Origin of the sequence: Streptomyces sp. NPDC002573, from assembly GCF_042889625.1 — a bacterium.
Lineage (GTDB): Bacteria > Actinomycetota > Actinomycetes > Streptomycetales > Streptomycetaceae > Streptomyces > Streptomyces gibsoniae.
Genome location: NZ_JBIARC010000003.1, coordinates 201,554 through 215,023 on the forward strand (window position 1 = coordinate 201,554; position 13,470 = coordinate 215,023).

Consider the following 13,470-nt stretch of genomic DNA (forward strand, 5'->3'; position numbering starts at 1 on the left):
TTTGAACTGTGACCTTGGCAACGCTGCGTAACCGGCGAGTAGGTTCAGTCACGCAGCCCGTTGAAGCGCCCCTGGTGGTAGAGCAGCGGGCGGCCGGTGCCGGACGGGTCGCCGTGGACGACCTCGGCGACCACCAGGCGATGGTCGCCTGCGGGCACCCGTGCCACCACACGGCAGACGAGCCAGGCCAGCACGTCGTCCAGCACGGGGACACCGTGCGGCCCCTCGCGCCAGCCGGTGGGCGCACCGAAGCGGTCGGCCCCGCTACGGGCGAAGGTGCCGGCCAGCGCCTCCTGATGCTCGCCGAGTATGTGCACGCCGACATGGCCGGCTTGGGAGACGGCGGGCCAGCTGGAGGCGCCGAGGCCGATACCGAAGGAGACGAGCGGAGGCTCGGCGGAGACGGAGGTGAGGGAGGTGGCGGTGAAGCCGACCGGGCCGTCGTCCCCCCGGGCGGTGATCACCGCGACTCCCGCGGCATGCCGGCGGAAGACCGCGCGCAGCAGGTCCGGGGAAGCGAGCCGGGTGGCGTCGAGGCCGGGCGTTGCCGTCATGGAGCTGTCCTTCTGCGAGAGAGGCGTGGAGGAGGAACCGTGGCCGGTCACCGGGCCGGACAGCAGGCACTCGAGGTGCGGGCCAGGTCCACATGGACACGCTCGAAGAGAAGGAGTTCCGGGGGCATACGGTCAGACTGACGATAGGTGGTGCGCGCAGTCAAGTGCGCACCGGGATCCGGGAGATGAGTCACCGGCTGCCTCACGGTTCACCTCATATGGTGTCAAAATACCCGGCGGCGCTCGCCGGGGGCCTCACACGGCCTCGCCCAGGGCGGCGATGACGTCCGCCCTGCGGGGCTGCCCCGTCGCCCGCCGTACGATGCGCCCGTCCGCGTCCAGGACGAGCACGGTCGGCGTCTTGAGGATGCCGAGCGCGCGGACGAGTTCGAGCCGCTGCTCGGCGTCGATCTCCACATGAGCGACCCCGGGCACCATCCCGGCGACCTGTGCGAGGACGCGCCGCGTGGCCCGGCAGGGCGCGCAGAAGGCGCTGGAGAACTGGACCAGCGTCGCCCGCTCGCCGAGCCCCTGACCCAACTCGGTCGCCCCGAGCCGCGTTTCCTCGTCCCGCCCGCGCACGCTCACTCTCCCGCTCCGCCGCCACCGCGGCACATCGCCGACGCCCGCCCGGGGCAAGCACGGCCACATGTCACACATCCGGTCATTCTCCGTTGCAGCGTCCATGGGTCCGCAATGATTCCCGCGGGCGGTATCCGCCCGTAGGACACGTGACCCCGACACAAGGAATATGACCAGACGAAAAGCTCACGATGGGTCATACCGCTGACGTGATGAGGATCTCGCCGCACACGGGCGCCAGAACTGGCCCCTCGTCCGTTCTTGGGGCACGATCTGCGAGACGCCGTAAACCTACGGCTGCGTAACTTCCGCCGGGAGTCCCTTCCCAGGCAGAGAGAAGGGTCCACCGCGTCCATGGCTGAGCTCGTCTACCGCCCCGTCATCGGTCTCGCCCTCACGATGTTCAAGGCATGGGACCTGAAGATCGACTGCAAGGGCTCGGAGAACATCCCGCGCTCGGGCGGTGCGGTGCTGGTGAGCAATCACATCAGCTATCTGGACTTCATCTTCAATGGCCTGGCGGCCCTGCCGCAGAAGCGCCTGGTCCGCTTCATGGCCAAGGAGTCCGTCTTCCGGCACCGGATCTCCGGCCCGCTGATGCGCGCCATGAAGCACATCCCGGTGGATCGCAAGCAGGGCGAGGCCGCCTATGCGCACGCGCTGGACTCGCTGCGGTCGGGCGAGGTCATCGGCGTCTTCCCCGAGGCCACGATCTCCCAGTCGTTCACCCTGAAGAGCTTCAAGTCGGGCGCGGTACGGCTGGCCCAGGAAGCGGGCGTCCCGGTGGTCCCGATGGCGGTCTGGGGCACCCAGCGGCTGTGGACCAAGGGCCACCCACGCAACCTCAAGCGCAGCCACACTCCGGTCACCATCCGGGTCGGTGAGCCGATCGAAGCCCCGCGGGACTCGTACGCGGGCGCGCTCACCCGCCAGCTGCGCGGGCGCGTCCAGGAGCTGCTGGAGACCGCCCAGCGCGCCTACCCCGGACGCCCGAAGGGGCCCGAGGACGCGTGGTGGCTGCCGGCCCACCTCGGCGGCACCGCTCCGACCATGGAGGAACTGCGCGCCGCCGAGGCGCACTGAGCCGGATCAGGCGGGGCGCGCACCGCGACTCGCGCCCCGGGGCTCAACTTCTCCGGCATTTCGGCAAGTTCGGCACCGGCCCCGGTCACTCACCGCCCGTGCTCCCTCGGCGCCGGGCCCGTTCACGAGCGTCGTCGCCCGCCTCAGAGCGCGGCGGGGAGCGCCTTCCAGAGGGCCGGCCGGTCGGGTGCGGCTCTGAGGGCGTCCAGTACGGCGGGATGAGGTTCGGCATACAGGTCCGGGTAGTCCACCTCGCCGGACTTCTCGTCGGGGACCCAGGCCAGCCGCTCCCCGTCCAGGGAGAACCGGGCGTCCACCCCGGGCTTGTTCCCGCGGGGATCCTGCCGGTGCCAGGCACCGTGGAACCGGACGGCGACCAGTCCGTGCACGGCATGGCCGCTGCCGTCGTCGTGCAGCAGCCGCTGGTAGCACAAGGCCACCGGGATGTCCTCCGCGCGCAGCAGCGCGGCCAGGGCGTGCGCCTTGGCGTAGCAGACACCGGTGCGCTCCCGGAGGACGTCGGAGGCGCGCCAGGTGACGCGCAGGTCACCGCTGTCGGCGGAGTGCGGGATGGTGTCGCGTACGAACTCATAGGCGGCTTGCGCATAGGCATACGAGTCCGCCACCTGCCCGGCCAGACGCATGGCCGTTGCGCGCACCACCGGATGATGATGGTCGATGACGTCGTCCGCGGCCAAATAGTCGGACAGGTCCGGCGTTTGCTGGATCATCTCCATGGTTTCAGAGCATAGGAATGCGGCCGATCGAAGGTCAATGACCTTTCGATCGGCCGCATATTTATGCGGGAGGCGAGCCAACGGCCGAAGGACGCCTAGCGCGCCATCTCCTCCTTCAGCGCCGCCAGGAACCGGTCCACGTCGTCCTCGGTGGTGTCGTAGGCGCACATCCAGCGGACGACGCCGGCGGCCTCGTCCCAGAAGTAGAACCGGAACCGCTGCTGCAGCCGCTCGCTCACCTCGTTCGGGAGCTTGGCGAAGATGCCGTTGGCCTGCACCGGGTAAAGGATCTCCACCCCGTGCACGGACCGCACGCCCTCCGCGAGCCGCTGTGCCATCTCGTTGGCGTGACGCGCGTTGCGCAGCCACAGATCCTTGGCCAGCAGGGCCTCCAGCTGCACCGACACGAAGCGCATCTTCGACGCGAGCTGCATCGACAGCTTGCGCAGGTGCTTCATATGGCTGACGGCGTCCTGGTTGATCACGACGACGGCCTCGCCGAACAGCGCGCCGTTCTTCGTGCCGCCCAGCGAGAGGATGTCGACGCCGACCGCGTTGGTGAACGCCCGCATCGGCACGTTCAGGGAGGCGGCCGCGTTGGCTATCCGGGAGCCGTCCAGGTGCACCTTCATCCCGTGGGCGTGGGCGTGCTCGCAGATCGCGCGGATCTCGTCGGGCGTGTAGAGGGTGCCCAGCTCGGTGCTCTGGGTGATCGAGACGACCTGTGGCATGGCGCGGTGCTCGTCGTCCCAGCCGTACGCCTGCCGGTCGATCAGCTCGGGGGTGAGCTTGCCGTCGGGCGTGGGCACGGTGAGCAGCTTGAGGCCGCCCATGCGCTCGGGGGCGCCGCCCTCGTCGACGTTGATGTGCGCGCTCTCCGCGCAGATCACCGCTCCCCAGCGGTCGGTGACGGCCTGGAGCGCGACGACGTTCGCGCCGGTGCCGTTGAACACCGGGAACGCCTCGGCTGTGGAGCCGAAGTGACCGCGGATAATCTGCTGGAGGTTCTCGGTGTAGACGTCCTCGCCATACGCGACCTGGTGCCCGCCGTTGGCCACGGCCAGGGCGGCGAGCACCTCCGGGTGGGCCCCGGCGTAGTTGTCGCTGGCGAAACCGCGGACCTCCGGGTCGTGACGGCGGCGCGCGTCGGTCTTGGGGGGGTTCACGGCTTCTCGGTCAGCCACAGGCGTTTTCCGTTCACTTCCGCGGCGGGCTCGCTCCAGACGCCGGTGATGGCCTCGGCCAGGTCCTTGACGTCCGTGAAGCCCGCGAACTTCGCATTGGGGCGCTCCGCGCGCATCGCGTCGTGCACCAACGCCTTCACCACCAGGATCACAGCTGCCGACGTCGGCCCCTGCTCGCCCCCGGCCTTGCGGAAGTAGTCGGCCATCGCCAGCGTCCAGGCCTCGGCGGCGGCCTTGGCGGCGGCGTAGGCGGCGTTGCCCGCGGTGGGCTTGCTCGCACCCGATGCGCTGATCAGGACGTAGCGGCCGCGCTCGCTGCGCTGCAGCGCCTCGTGGAACGCGAGGGAGGTGTGCTGCACGGTGCGCACGAGCAGCAGTTCGAGGAAGTCCCAGTCGTCGAGGCTGGTCTTGGTGAAGGTCTCGCTGCCGCGCCAGCCGCCGACCAGGTGCACCAGCCCGTCGACCCGCCCGAAGTCCTTCTCGACATGGGTGGCCCAGTCACGGGTGGACTGCAGGTCGAGCAGGTCCACCGTGTCCCCGGTGACCGTCGAGCCGCCGAGCGCGTAGCGAGCCGCGTCGACGGCCTCCGCGAGCCGCTCGGGGTCGTTGTCCGAGGCCACGACGGTCGCGCCCGCCTCGGCCAGCCTCAGCAGCGTCGCCCGGCCGGCCGCTCCGCCCGCGCCGGCCACCGCGATCACCGCGCCACTCAGTGGTCCGTTCCCGTTCCGCATGGTCCTCGCCTCCCGAACAGCGTCCGCTGCATCAGCCGTACCCACGGCGCGGGCGCTCACGCGGCGACTCGCTCGGCGGTCTCCGCGGTGATGCCCTTGGTGGAGGCGATCACGTTCTTCAGCTTCTTCTGGAGCGCCTCATAGAACATGCTCAGGGGAAACTCGTCCGCAAGCACGTCGTCCACGAGCTTGCGCGGCGGCTGGCTCAGGTCGAGGGCCTCGGGGCCCTTGGCCCACTTGGAGCCCGGGTGCGGGGCCAGGTAGGTGGAGACCAGCTCGTAGGCGGCGAACCAGTGCACGAGCTTCGGGCGGTCGATGCCGTCCCGGTACAGCGTCTCGATCTCGGCGCACAGCTGGTTGGTGATCTCCGGCGCACGCTGCCAGTCGATGGAGAGCTTGTTGTCGGTCCAGCGCACCACGTCGTGCTTGTGCAGGTAGGCGAAGAGCAGCTGGCCGCCGAGGCCGTCGTAGTTGCGGACGCGCTCACCGGTGACGGGGAAGCGGAACATACGGTCGAAGAGCACCGCGTACTGCACGTCACGGCCCTGCGGGAAGCCATCGGCATCCAGCCGCACGGCCTCCTTGAAGGCGGTGAGGTCGCAGCGCAGCTCCTCCAGGCCGTACATCCAGAACGGCTGGCGCTGCTTGATCATGAACGGGTCGAACGGCAGGTCGCCGTGGCTGTGGGTGCGGTCGTGGACCATGTCCCAGAGGACGAACGCCTGCTGGCAGCGCTCCTGGTCGTGCACCATGGCGGCGATGTCCTCGGGCAGCTCGAGGCCCAGGAGGTCGACGGCCGCCGCGGTGACCCGGCGGAAGCGCGCGGCCTCACGGTCGCAGAAGATGCCGCCCCAGGAGAAACGTTCCGGCGCCTCACGCACGGCGATGGTCTCCGGGAAGAGGACGGCCGAGTTGGTGTCGTAGCCGGCCGTGAAGTCCTCGAAGGTGATGCCGCAGAACAGCGGGTTGTCGTAGCGGGTGGCCTCCAGCTCGGCGAGCCACTCCGGCCACACCATGCGCAGGACGACCGCCTCGAGGTTGCGGTCGGGGTTGCCGTTCTGCGTGTACATCGGGAAGACGACCAGGTGCTGGAGGCCGTCCTGGCGGTCGGCGGCGGGCTGGAAGGCCAGCAACGAGTCCAGGAAGTCGGGGACCTGGAAGCCCCCGTCGGCCCACCGGCGCAGGTCCTTGACGAGCGCCTCGTGGTAGGCGGCGTCGTGCGGCAGCAGCAGCGCGAGCTCCTCGACGGCCCGCACCACATCGCTCACGGCCTCCTCGACGGCCGTACGCTCGGGGGCGCCCTCGGCGTCGAAGTCGATCGAGCCGTCCTTGGACTGCCATGGCCGGATCCGCTCCACGGCACCCTTGAGCACGGGCCAGGCCGGGTGGTCCACCACCTTGTCCTGCGGAGGAACCTTCCCCTCCGTACCCACCTGCACAAGAATTTCCGTCATGACCCATCCTCCGCGGAAGAACCTCAAGTAGGGACACCGTATGCGGCGAGTGTTTCTCCCAGCAAGAGGACGATCGGGAAATTATCCTGCCCGCTCCCATCCACACCGCTCTTTTTCCTGCCGGGAACCGAAGCGTGCGTGACATCCGCGACACATCGGCGGGGCGCGAAGAGGCCGCGACGGCGCATGGGCAGTCGTACGTTTTCGGCCATCCCAGGAGGCGGCGGGCGATCGGGGCGACGGTCAACGGCGGTATGACGCGCCCACCCTGGAGTGACACCCGCCCGGCTCTGTCCATCCGGTTTCGCGCCGCGCCATGCGCCCGTTGCCCCGTACAGGAGCGGGTTCAGCTCACACCGGGACCACTAGGCTGCGCCCTGCCGCGACGGTGCGGGAACGCCTCGCGGCAGCCGAGCCGCCGTCGACGGAAGCGAGTTGAACCTTGAACTTCCTCACCATCGGTCACCGCGGAGTCATGGGTGTCGAACCCGAGAACACCCTCCGGTCGTTTGTCGCCGCGGAGCGTGCGGGCCTCGATCTGATCGAGCTCGATCTGCATCTGAGCAAGGACGGCGCCCTCGTGATCATGCACGACGCCGAAGTGGACCGGACGACCGACGGCACCGGGCCGATCGCCGAGAAGACCGTCGCCGAGCTGCGCGCGCTCGACGCGGGCCTCGGTGAGCGGGTCCCCGTCTTCGAGGAGGTCCTGGACGCGGTGCGGACACCGCTCCAGGCGGAGATCAAGGACGTGGCCGCGGCGCGGGCACTGGCCGAGGTGATGCACCGCCGGGACCTCGTCGGCCGGGTCGAGGTGTCGTCGTTCCAAGCAGAGGCGATCACCGAGATCGCCCGGCTGGTCCCCGGCGTGCGCACCGCGCTGATCGCCGGCCGCTACGGCACCGACGTGGTGGACGAAGCCGTCGCGGCGGGGGCGGGGACCGTCTGCCTCAACATCCGCCGGCTGACCCTGGAGGTCGTCGAGCACGCGCGCAAGGCGGACCTGAGGATCATCGCCTGGGTCGTGAACACCCTGGACCATCTGCGGCTCGTCCGCGCCCTGGAACTGGACGGCGCGACCACGGACTACCCGGAGATCAGGCGCACCGGCCGCTTCACCGCCTGAGGTCGCCGCGAACGTACGTACGGCCCCGCTCGAACGGTTTCCCGCACCGCCGCAGGCCCGGCGTGCACGTCGCGCCGTGCATCGCGCAGGAGGTCAGACCAGCGGCTTGACCAGCAGTTCGAACTGGAGGTCGTCGCGCTGCGGGATGCCGAAGCGCTCGTCGCCGTACGGGAAGGGGGTCATCCGTCCCGTACGGCGGTAGCCGCGCCGCTCGTACCAGGCGATGAGGTCGTCGCGGACGGAGATCACCGTCATGTGCATCTCCGTGACGCCCCAGGTCGCACGGGCCATGCGCTCCGCCTCGGCGATCACCGTCTTGCCCAGGCCCTCGCCCTGGAGCGTGGGGCTCACCGCGAACATGCCGAAGTAGGCGGCCTCCCCGCGGTGTTCGAGCTGGCAGCAGGCGACGACCACGCCGTCGCGCTCGACCGTGAGCAACCGGCTGCCGGGCGACTCGATGACCTGGAGCACGCCCGCCGGGTCGGTCCGCTGTCCCTCCAGGATGTCCGCCTCGGTCGTCCATCCGGCCCGGCTGGCGTCGCCGCGGTAGGCCGACTCGATCAGCGCGACCAGCGCGTCGACGTCACCTTGGGTGGCGTCGCGGAAGATCAGGCCTGTGGTGGCGGTGGCGGCGCTCTCCATGGGTTTGTTCCTCCGATCAGTGGCGCGGCGCGGGCACCGTTGAGCGTAACGCTCCCGCTAGGCTCCGTTTGCATGGTCCACGTACTGAACAGCCGCGTTCTCCTGCGTCCCACCGACCCCGAGCGTTCCCGGGCGTTCTACGGCGAGAAACTCGGGCTGGCGGTCTACCGGGAGTTCGGTGCGGGCCCGGAACGCGGGGTCGTGTACTTCCTCGGCGGTGGCTTCCTCGAGGTCTCCGGCCGCGGTGAGACACCGCCCTCCCCTGCGCTGAGGCTCTGGCTCCAGGTGCAGGACGTCACGGCCGCGCACAAGGAGCTGGCCGGTGCCGGCGTCGAGATCGTGCGACCCCCGGTCAAGGAGCCGTGGGGACTGATCGAGATGTGGATCGCGGACCCGGACGGCACCCGGATCGTGCTGGTGGAGATCCCGGCCGATCATCCCCTGCGCCACCGTCCCGGCATCTGATGCCGTCGCCGGGGCGGGGGGCATAGCCTGCTGGAGGGGTGCGCGTCACGGGAGGACCCCATGAAGCTCGAGAAACCGGTGACCGGCGGACCGTGCTGGGCCGAACTGGGGACCAGCGATCTGGCGGCGGCCGAGCGGTTCTACACCGAGCTGTTCGGCTGGCGTCCGGAGACGGATCCCCGGCAGGAGTCGGGCGGTTACACGGTCGCCCACCTCGGTGACGCGGCGGTCGCGGCCCTTGCCCCGCTGCACCAGGAGGGGCAGCCGGTCGCCTGGAACGTGGCGTTCTCGGTGAACGACGCCGACGCGGCGGCCGAGGCGGTGCGGGCGGCGGGCGGCACGCTGATCCTGGGGCCGCTGGACATCCACGACGCGGGCCGCTTCACGGTCGCCGTCGATCCGGGCGGCGCGGCCTTCCAGATGTGGCAGCCGAGGGGCTTCCCGGGTGCGGGGCTGTTCAACGCGCCGGGCACGCTCGGCTGGGTGGAACTGCTGACCCGCGCCCCGGACCGGGTCACCGACTTCTACACGACGGTCTTCGGCTGGAGCGTGAACCCCTCCGAGTACTACACGCAATGGGGCGTCGCCGGCGCCGACTTCGGCGGCATGATGACCATGGGCGACCGGTTCCCGCCCGAGGTGCCGTCGCACTGGCTGCCGTACTTCGCGGTCGAGGACGTGGACGCCATGGCGTCCGTCGCCACGGGCGCGGGCGGGAGCATCCTCATGGAACCTACATCGCTCCCGGGCGGGCGTCGTATCGCCCTCCTGAAAGACCCGGAGGGCGCGATCTTCGGTATCTACACGGCCCCCGAGGAGAGCCGGGCATGACGCCCCACGGGGTCAGTCCCCGGGCCGGTCCTCCGGCGGTGTCTCCAGGGTCCACACATGCACGGCGTCGCGGGACGCGGACAGGGTGAACCAGGTGCCGTCACCCACCGCGGTGGGCGGGCAGGTGACCGGGAACGGGTAGGTGATCTGCACGAGTTCACGCGTCCCCGAGGGGTCGATGAGCCAGTGCCGGCCCTCGCACCACTCCTCGTCGCCCTCGACGGTCAGGGCAGCGCCTCGTCGTTGTCCGGCTCGGCGTCGGGATGCCTGGGAGCGGCGTCCCACTCGGCGCCCTCCAGGACAAGCCCACGGGTGTCACGCACGGCGAGTGCTTCCTGACAGTGGGTCACGGTCATGAGCCGCTCGCCCGAGGGGCTCACGCTCAGCAGGGCGAGGTCGCCCTCGAAGTGATCGACGCCGAGCTCTTGTCCGTCCCAGCGGCCCCAGCGCAGGGGCGCCCCGTCCTGCCCTTCGCCGATGCTCAGCCCCATCTGCTGCGGATCGGCCGGGTCGGGCAGGTGGAAGCTGCCGGACGCCGCGGCCTCGGCGTCCGCCCGGGCGAGCACGCGCCCGTCCGCCACGTCCAGGACCAGCCACTCGTCGACGTGTCCGGGCTCAGCTCGCCTTCGGGCAGCGGACCGCGTATGTGCGCCCAGACGAGCTTCCCGTCGGCCGAGAACCCGGCCGAGCCGCGCTCCGGGTACCGATGGTCCTCGCGGTCCGCGTAGTCGTCGTACGACTGGTGCATCTCCAGGCAGGCGCCGTACCAGCAGCCGTGCCGGACCTCCCAGCGCGTCGCGCCGGACGGCTCCACCGCCCGCACCGCGTGGACACCCGCCAAGACCGCCAGGCTCGCGTCCGGCGCGACCGCCCAGGGCCCGCGCCGGCGTGGCCAGGGCGCGGGAAAGCGGACCTCGGCGTCGGACGGTGTGAGCGCGGTGTCGTCCAGGGGCTGGGCCACGATCGCGTCGTCGTCCCGCTGGACGAGCATCCGGCGCCCGGGCGGACCGAGCAGGGCCGGGGTGTCGCTCTGCGCCGAGGGCATGAGAGCGGGGACGGTGGCATGGAGCCGGGCACGAGCAGGCACGCGAATCTCCCAGGGACGGCGAGGTTCCGCGAACCCTACGGCGCGCCTCGGACAGTGCGGCCGACCGGGCAGGCGGGGGCTTGACCTCAAGTGCGCTTGAGGCAGAAGGCTCTGCTCATGACCGCACAGGACGATCACGCAGAGATCACCCTGCTCGTCGACCGGTTCTTCCGGGCGCTGGACGAGCGGACGTTCGCAAGTGGCTGGACCGACGACTTCCTCACCGAGGACTCCGGCATGGAAACGCCCTTGGGCACCTTCCACGGGGCCGTTGCCGTCCGCGCCACGGAGGAGGCGCTCGGCCGCTACGACCGCACGCAGCACCTCGTGTCCGGGGTCGTCGTCGACGCGGCCGCCGGGGCCGACCGCGCAGGCGCCTCCTGGAACGCTCTGATGACCCATGTGCACGACGACGCCACACTCCGGGAGTACGGGGCCGGCACCGATCCGCTCTTCACCGTCGGCGGCCGTTTCGACGCAGAGCTGCGCCGGACCTCCGGGGGCTGGCGCTTCAGCCATGTGACGGTCCGGCCGATATGGACGAGGGGCCGCCCGCCTCTGGGTGTGGGCGCTTAGGCCCTGTCGGTGCTGCGCGGCCCGGTGCGGCCGGTCCGCGCGCCACGGTCGGGTCGGCGGTGGGCGCTCAGCCGCGCGGTGCGCCGAGCCGTCCCTCCAGCTGGAACAGCAACTCCCCGAGCAGCGACGCGAGCTGCGACTGTTCCTGGCCGTCCAGGCCGGAGAGGACCGCCGTCTCGTAGGTGAGCTGCTCGGGCAGGACGGCGTCGACCAGGTCGTGGCCCGCGTCGGTGAGGCGGACATGGGCGACCCGGCGATCCCGGGTGTCGCCGCGCCGCTCGACCAGTCCGCGTTCGGTGAGCTGCTTGAGGCGCTTGGTGACCGCGGCGCCGGAGGAGAACGTCTCACGGGCGATCTCACCAGGCGTCAGCTCGTGGCCGGTACGCCGCAGCGTGCCGAGGACGTCGAACTCGGGCCGGGTGAGCCCCGCGCGGCGCAGCGGTGCGTCCTCGGCCTGCTGGAGCAGGGCGGCGCAGCGGTTGACCCGCCCGATGATCTCCATGGGACCGGTGTCGATGTCGGGGCGGACGGCCTGCCACTGGCGCACCACGCCGGCGACGGTGTCGCTGACGCGGCCACGCCCGACCACGGCACCGGCGGCCGCAGCGGCAGGGCCAGGTGCCCCCGGCCCGACAGCCTCTCGTCCGTCCGCGTCCTCGCCGCCCGCGGCCGCAGCCCGTCCGTTCCCTGCCGTCATGCCCGTGCGCCTTCCGCGGTGTGCAGTCCCTGCCGTCGTACCGTCGCGGCGAGCGTACGGTGTCCGGCCTGTTCGGCGCGCAGCACCCGCTCCTGCGGCAGGGCGCGCTGCCACCACTCGCCGGCCGCCGCGTCGGCCACGGCGCGCAGGTCCACCACCGCGGCGGCGAGACCACGGCGCGCGGTCTCCAGGGAGCCCGGTTCGGGGTGCTCCGCGGCCACCGCACCGCTGGCGTGCACCCGGGCCCGCTCCAGGTCGGCGAGGGCGTTCTCGATACGGTCACCGGCGCGCCGGTTGGTGACGGCGACGGCAGCGACGAAGCCGAGGAGCGCTCCGACGAGCGTGTCCAGGACGCGGTCGGCCATCAGCGTGCCGGGCTCCTGGTAGTGGGCGAACTCGGTGATGAGCAGGGCCATCGGGGTCACGCAGACGCTGCCGAGCCAGTAGTTGCGGCCGATCAGCGCCTCGGCGCCGAAGTTGAGCGCGAGGCCGCACAGCACGAGGGACAGCCGGCTCTGGTGGGCGAGCGGTGCGATGGCAGCGAACAGCAGAACGCCGACCAGATTGCCTACGACGCGCTGGACGCCGCGGCTCCAGGTGAGGGTGACGTTGGCCTGGTAGAGCGAGGCGGCGGTCACCAGCGCCCAGTAAGGGCGACCGACGCCGAACGCGAGCGAGGCGTATCCGGCCAGCGCGCAGCCGATCGCGGTGCGCAGGGCGAGGGGACCGAGCGGGCCGAGCCTGCGATGCAGCGGGGGCGCCAGGCTGTCGAGTTCGGCCTCGACACCGAGGAGTTCGTCGGCGGCCTCGCCGAGGTCGTCCGGCTGCGGCACCGGCCCGGTGCCGCGCAGGGCTCGGGCCCAGACCCGCAGTCGCTCGGGGTCGCTGTCGGCGGGTGCCGCGAGTGCGACCTCGGCCCGGACGACGAGCCGCTCCAGGGCGCGCCGCGGCGCCGAACGGGCCCCGGTGGACAGCAGCGACTGCCAGGCGGTGTGCACCGCGGCCGCCGCACCGGCCCGGGCGGCGTCCGTACCGGTCTCGGTGAACGCTGCGGTCGCGGTCAGCGCGTGGGCGGTGGCCCGGCGCTCGGGTCCGTGGGGCCGCAGCAGGCCGGGGGCCATGCCGACGATCCAGGACCAGGCACCCCCTGCGGCGGCGAGGGCCAGATGGCCGGGCACCTGGCCGAGTGTCTGCGGGACGAACAGCGATGCCGAGCTGATGAAGGTGAAGATCACGTTCCCGGGCGGGCCGATCCGGGTCGCGTCGCAAAGCACCTTCTGCACGGCCGCGAGCAGGGCGCCGACGGTCACCAGCACCACCGCGTCCGTGGTGAGCGAGGCGGCGAGCAGGGCGACGGCGAGGCCGCCGAGCATGCCGAGGACGACCAGGGCGAGCGTGCGGGCACGGGCGGCGTACGGGCGGCTGTGCCCGTAGAGGGCGCAGAGGGCGCCCGCCATGGTGTAGGCCGCGAGGTCGAGGCGGCCGAGGGCGAGCAGGGTCAGGTTCGGTGGGGCGACCGCGGCGACCACGCTCAGCGCGGGCTTGAACCAGATCTCCGACGGCCTGCCGAGACGCAGAAGGCCGGACACGGGAAGCGGCAGGACACGGGAGGTTCTGGGGGGCGCACTGCTCATACCCAGAAGTTTAGCAGGTGTTTTACTCGTAAATGATTCTCATGCCGCACCCCACGACCTGCGCCGCGTCCCCCACGCTCCCCCGGC

General features: G+C 71.2%; 18 protein-coding genes. 5 read left to right on the forward strand and 13 right to left on the reverse strand.

The features are described from left to right. Positions 1-44 precede the first annotated feature (44 nt). The 3 genes from ACFYX0_RS04590 to ACFYX0_RS04600 form a co-directional block, all read right to left on the reverse strand. On the reverse strand, positions 45-554 hold the full coding sequence (locus ACFYX0_RS04590; protein WP_388966237.1) for a flavin reductase family protein: 510 nt from the start codon (positions 552-554) through the stop codon (positions 45-47). A 47-nt stretch (positions 555-601) separates the two neighbouring features. Continuing rightward, positions 602-682, reverse strand: a complete 81-nt coding sequence (locus tag ACFYX0_RS04595; RefSeq protein WP_388966510.1) for a putative leader peptide — start codon at positions 680-682, stop codon at positions 602-604. A 127-nt stretch (positions 683-809) separates the two neighbouring features. Continuing rightward, positions 810-1,205, reverse strand: coding sequence for a thioredoxin family protein (locus ACFYX0_RS04600; protein WP_355905826.1), 396 nt, complete (start codon positions 1,203-1,205; stop codon positions 810-812). A gap of 285 nt (positions 1,206-1,490) precedes the next feature. Between ACFYX0_RS04600 and ACFYX0_RS04605 the strand changes: the two genes are divergently transcribed. After that, positions 1,491-2,219, forward strand: coding sequence for a lysophospholipid acyltransferase family protein (locus ACFYX0_RS04605; RefSeq protein WP_355905617.1), 729 nt, complete (start codon positions 1,491-1,493; stop codon positions 2,217-2,219). A gap of 143 nt (positions 2,220-2,362) precedes the next feature. Here ACFYX0_RS04605 and ACFYX0_RS04610 read toward each other — a convergent pair whose 3' ends face one another. The 4 genes from ACFYX0_RS04610 to ACFYX0_RS04625 all read right to left on the reverse strand — a co-directional run bounded on the left by ACFYX0_RS04610 (position 2,363) and on the right by ACFYX0_RS04625 (position 6,325). Beyond that, complete coding sequence (locus ACFYX0_RS04610; RefSeq protein WP_388966240.1) at positions 2,363-2,956, reverse strand: transglutaminase domain-containing protein; 594 nt, start codon at positions 2,954-2,956, stop codon at positions 2,363-2,365. 95 nt (positions 2,957-3,051) lie between these two features. Continuing rightward, on the reverse strand, positions 3,052-4,122 hold the full coding sequence (locus tag ACFYX0_RS04615; protein WP_388966243.1) for a threonine aldolase family protein: 1,071 nt from the start codon (positions 4,120-4,122) through the stop codon (positions 3,052-3,054). Further along, positions 4,119-4,871, reverse strand: coding sequence for an SDR family NAD(P)-dependent oxidoreductase (locus ACFYX0_RS04620; RefSeq protein ID WP_388966245.1), 753 nt, complete (start codon positions 4,869-4,871; stop codon positions 4,119-4,121). The genes ACFYX0_RS04615 and ACFYX0_RS04620 overlap by 4 nt, the downstream gene beginning before the upstream one ends. Before the next feature lie 56 nt (positions 4,872-4,927). Beyond that, positions 4,928-6,325 (reverse strand): DUF6421 family protein, encoded by a 1,398-nt coding sequence (locus ACFYX0_RS04625; protein ID WP_388966247.1) that lies wholly within the window; start codon positions 6,323-6,325, stop codon positions 4,928-4,930. Positions 6,326-6,767: 442 nt separating this feature from the next. Here ACFYX0_RS04625 and ACFYX0_RS04630 point away from each other — a divergent pair, with 442 nt between their 5' ends. Beyond that, the gene (locus ACFYX0_RS04630) at positions 6,768-7,451 is read left to right on the forward strand and encodes a glycerophosphodiester phosphodiesterase family protein (RefSeq protein ID WP_355905632.1); all 684 of its coding nucleotides are present in this window, start codon (positions 6,768-6,770) and stop codon (positions 7,449-7,451) included. Between the two features lie 93 nt (positions 7,452-7,544). Here the strand turns inward: ACFYX0_RS04630 and ACFYX0_RS04635 are convergent, their stop codons facing one another. Continuing rightward, positions 7,545-8,093 carry a GNAT family N-acetyltransferase gene (locus tag ACFYX0_RS04635; RefSeq protein WP_388966250.1) on the reverse strand — a complete coding sequence of 183 codons (549 nt, stop codon included), beginning with the start codon at positions 8,091-8,093 and terminating at the stop codon, positions 7,545-7,547. A 72-nt stretch (positions 8,094-8,165) separates the two neighbouring features. Here ACFYX0_RS04635 and ACFYX0_RS04640 point away from each other — a divergent pair, with 72 nt between their 5' ends. After that, positions 8,166-8,558 (forward strand): VOC family protein, encoded by a 393-nt coding sequence (locus ACFYX0_RS04640; RefSeq protein ID WP_388966253.1) that lies wholly within the window; start codon positions 8,166-8,168, stop codon positions 8,556-8,558. Positions 8,559-8,618: 60 nt separating this feature from the next. Then, positions 8,619-9,389, forward strand: a complete 771-nt coding sequence (locus ACFYX0_RS04645; protein ID WP_388966256.1) for a VOC family protein — start codon at positions 8,619-8,621, stop codon at positions 9,387-9,389. Between the two features lie 12 nt (positions 9,390-9,401). Here the strand turns inward: ACFYX0_RS04645 and ACFYX0_RS04650 are convergent, their stop codons facing one another. From ACFYX0_RS04650 to ACFYX0_RS04660, 3 genes are read right to left on the reverse strand one after another with little or no spacing between them, the layout of a single operon-like run. Next, complete coding sequence (locus tag ACFYX0_RS04650) at positions 9,402-9,674, reverse strand: hypothetical protein (protein WP_388966259.1); 273 nt, start codon at positions 9,672-9,674, stop codon at positions 9,402-9,404. Continuing rightward, the gene (locus ACFYX0_RS04655) at positions 9,614-9,880 is read right to left on the reverse strand and encodes a hypothetical protein (protein ID WP_388966262.1); all 267 of its coding nucleotides are present in this window, start codon (positions 9,878-9,880) and stop codon (positions 9,614-9,616) included. Before ACFYX0_RS04655 ends, ACFYX0_RS04650 begins: the two co-directional genes overlap by 61 nt. Next, entirely contained in the window at positions 9,871-10,476 is a 606-nt protein-coding gene (locus ACFYX0_RS04660) for a hypothetical protein (protein WP_388966265.1), read from the reverse strand. The genes ACFYX0_RS04655 and ACFYX0_RS04660 overlap by 10 nt, the downstream gene beginning before the upstream one ends. Before the next feature lie 117 nt (positions 10,477-10,593). On the opposite strand from ACFYX0_RS04660, the gene ACFYX0_RS04665 reads away from it, so the two are divergent. Continuing rightward, positions 10,594-11,052, forward strand: a complete 459-nt coding sequence (locus ACFYX0_RS04665; RefSeq protein ID WP_388966268.1) for a nuclear transport factor 2 family protein — start codon at positions 10,594-10,596, stop codon at positions 11,050-11,052. 67 nt (positions 11,053-11,119) lie between these two features. Here the strand turns inward: ACFYX0_RS04665 and ACFYX0_RS04670 are convergent, their stop codons facing one another. Then, positions 11,120-11,749, reverse strand: coding sequence for a MarR family winged helix-turn-helix transcriptional regulator (locus ACFYX0_RS04670; protein WP_388966271.1), 630 nt, complete (start codon positions 11,747-11,749; stop codon positions 11,120-11,122). Beyond that, a complete protein-coding gene (locus ACFYX0_RS04675) occupies positions 11,746-13,383 on the reverse strand; it encodes an FUSC family protein (RefSeq protein WP_388966273.1) in 1,638 nt (545 codons plus the stop codon). The genes ACFYX0_RS04670 and ACFYX0_RS04675 overlap by 4 nt, the downstream gene beginning before the upstream one ends. Positions 13,384-13,470 lie beyond the last annotated feature (87 nt).

Excerpts from the sequence above, each read along its gene's own strand:
- ACFYX0_RS04590 (WP_388966237.1), bottom strand. The coding sequence starts at position 554 with ATGACGGCAACGCCCGGCCTCGACGCCACCCGGCTCGCTTCCCCGGAC.
- ACFYX0_RS04595 (WP_388966510.1), bottom strand. The coding sequence starts at position 682 with ATGCCCCCGGAACTCCTTCTCTTCGAGCGTGTCCATGTGGACCTGGCC.
- ACFYX0_RS04600 (WP_355905826.1), bottom strand. The coding sequence starts at position 1,205 with ATGTGGCCGTGCTTGCCCCGGGCGGGCGTCGGCGATGTGCCGCGGTGG.
- ACFYX0_RS04605 (WP_355905617.1), top strand. The coding sequence starts at position 1,491 with ATGGCTGAGCTCGTCTACCGCCCCGTCATCGGTCTCGCCCTCACGATG.
- ACFYX0_RS04610 (WP_388966240.1), bottom strand. The coding sequence starts at position 2,956 with ATGGAGATGATCCAGCAAACGCCGGACCTGTCCGACTATTTGGCCGCG.
- ACFYX0_RS04620 (WP_388966245.1), bottom strand. The coding sequence starts at position 4,871 with ATGCGGAACGGGAACGGACCACTGAGTGGCGCGGTGATCGCGGTGGCC.
- ACFYX0_RS04625 (WP_388966247.1), bottom strand. The coding sequence starts at position 6,325 with ATGACGGAAATTCTTGTGCAGGTGGGTACGGAGGGGAAGGTTCCTCCG.
- ACFYX0_RS04635 (WP_388966250.1), bottom strand. The coding sequence starts at position 8,093 with ATGGAGAGCGCCGCCACCGCCACCACAGGCCTGATCTTCCGCGACGCC.
- ACFYX0_RS04640 (WP_388966253.1), top strand. The coding sequence starts at position 8,166 with ATGGTCCACGTACTGAACAGCCGCGTTCTCCTGCGTCCCACCGACCCC.
- ACFYX0_RS04645 (WP_388966256.1), top strand. The coding sequence starts at position 8,619 with ATGAAGCTCGAGAAACCGGTGACCGGCGGACCGTGCTGGGCCGAACTG.
- ACFYX0_RS04655 (WP_388966262.1), bottom strand. The coding sequence starts at position 9,880 with ATGGGGCTGAGCATCGGCGAAGGGCAGGACGGGGCGCCCCTGCGCTGG.
- ACFYX0_RS04665 (WP_388966268.1), top strand. The coding sequence starts at position 10,594 with ATGACCGCACAGGACGATCACGCAGAGATCACCCTGCTCGTCGACCGG.
- ACFYX0_RS04670 (WP_388966271.1), bottom strand. The coding sequence starts at position 11,749 with ATGACGGCAGGGAACGGACGGGCTGCGGCCGCGGGCGGCGAGGACGCG.
- ACFYX0_RS04675 (WP_388966273.1), bottom strand. The coding sequence starts at position 13,383 with ATGAGCAGTGCGCCCCCCAGAACCTCCCGTGTCCTGCCGCTTCCCGTG.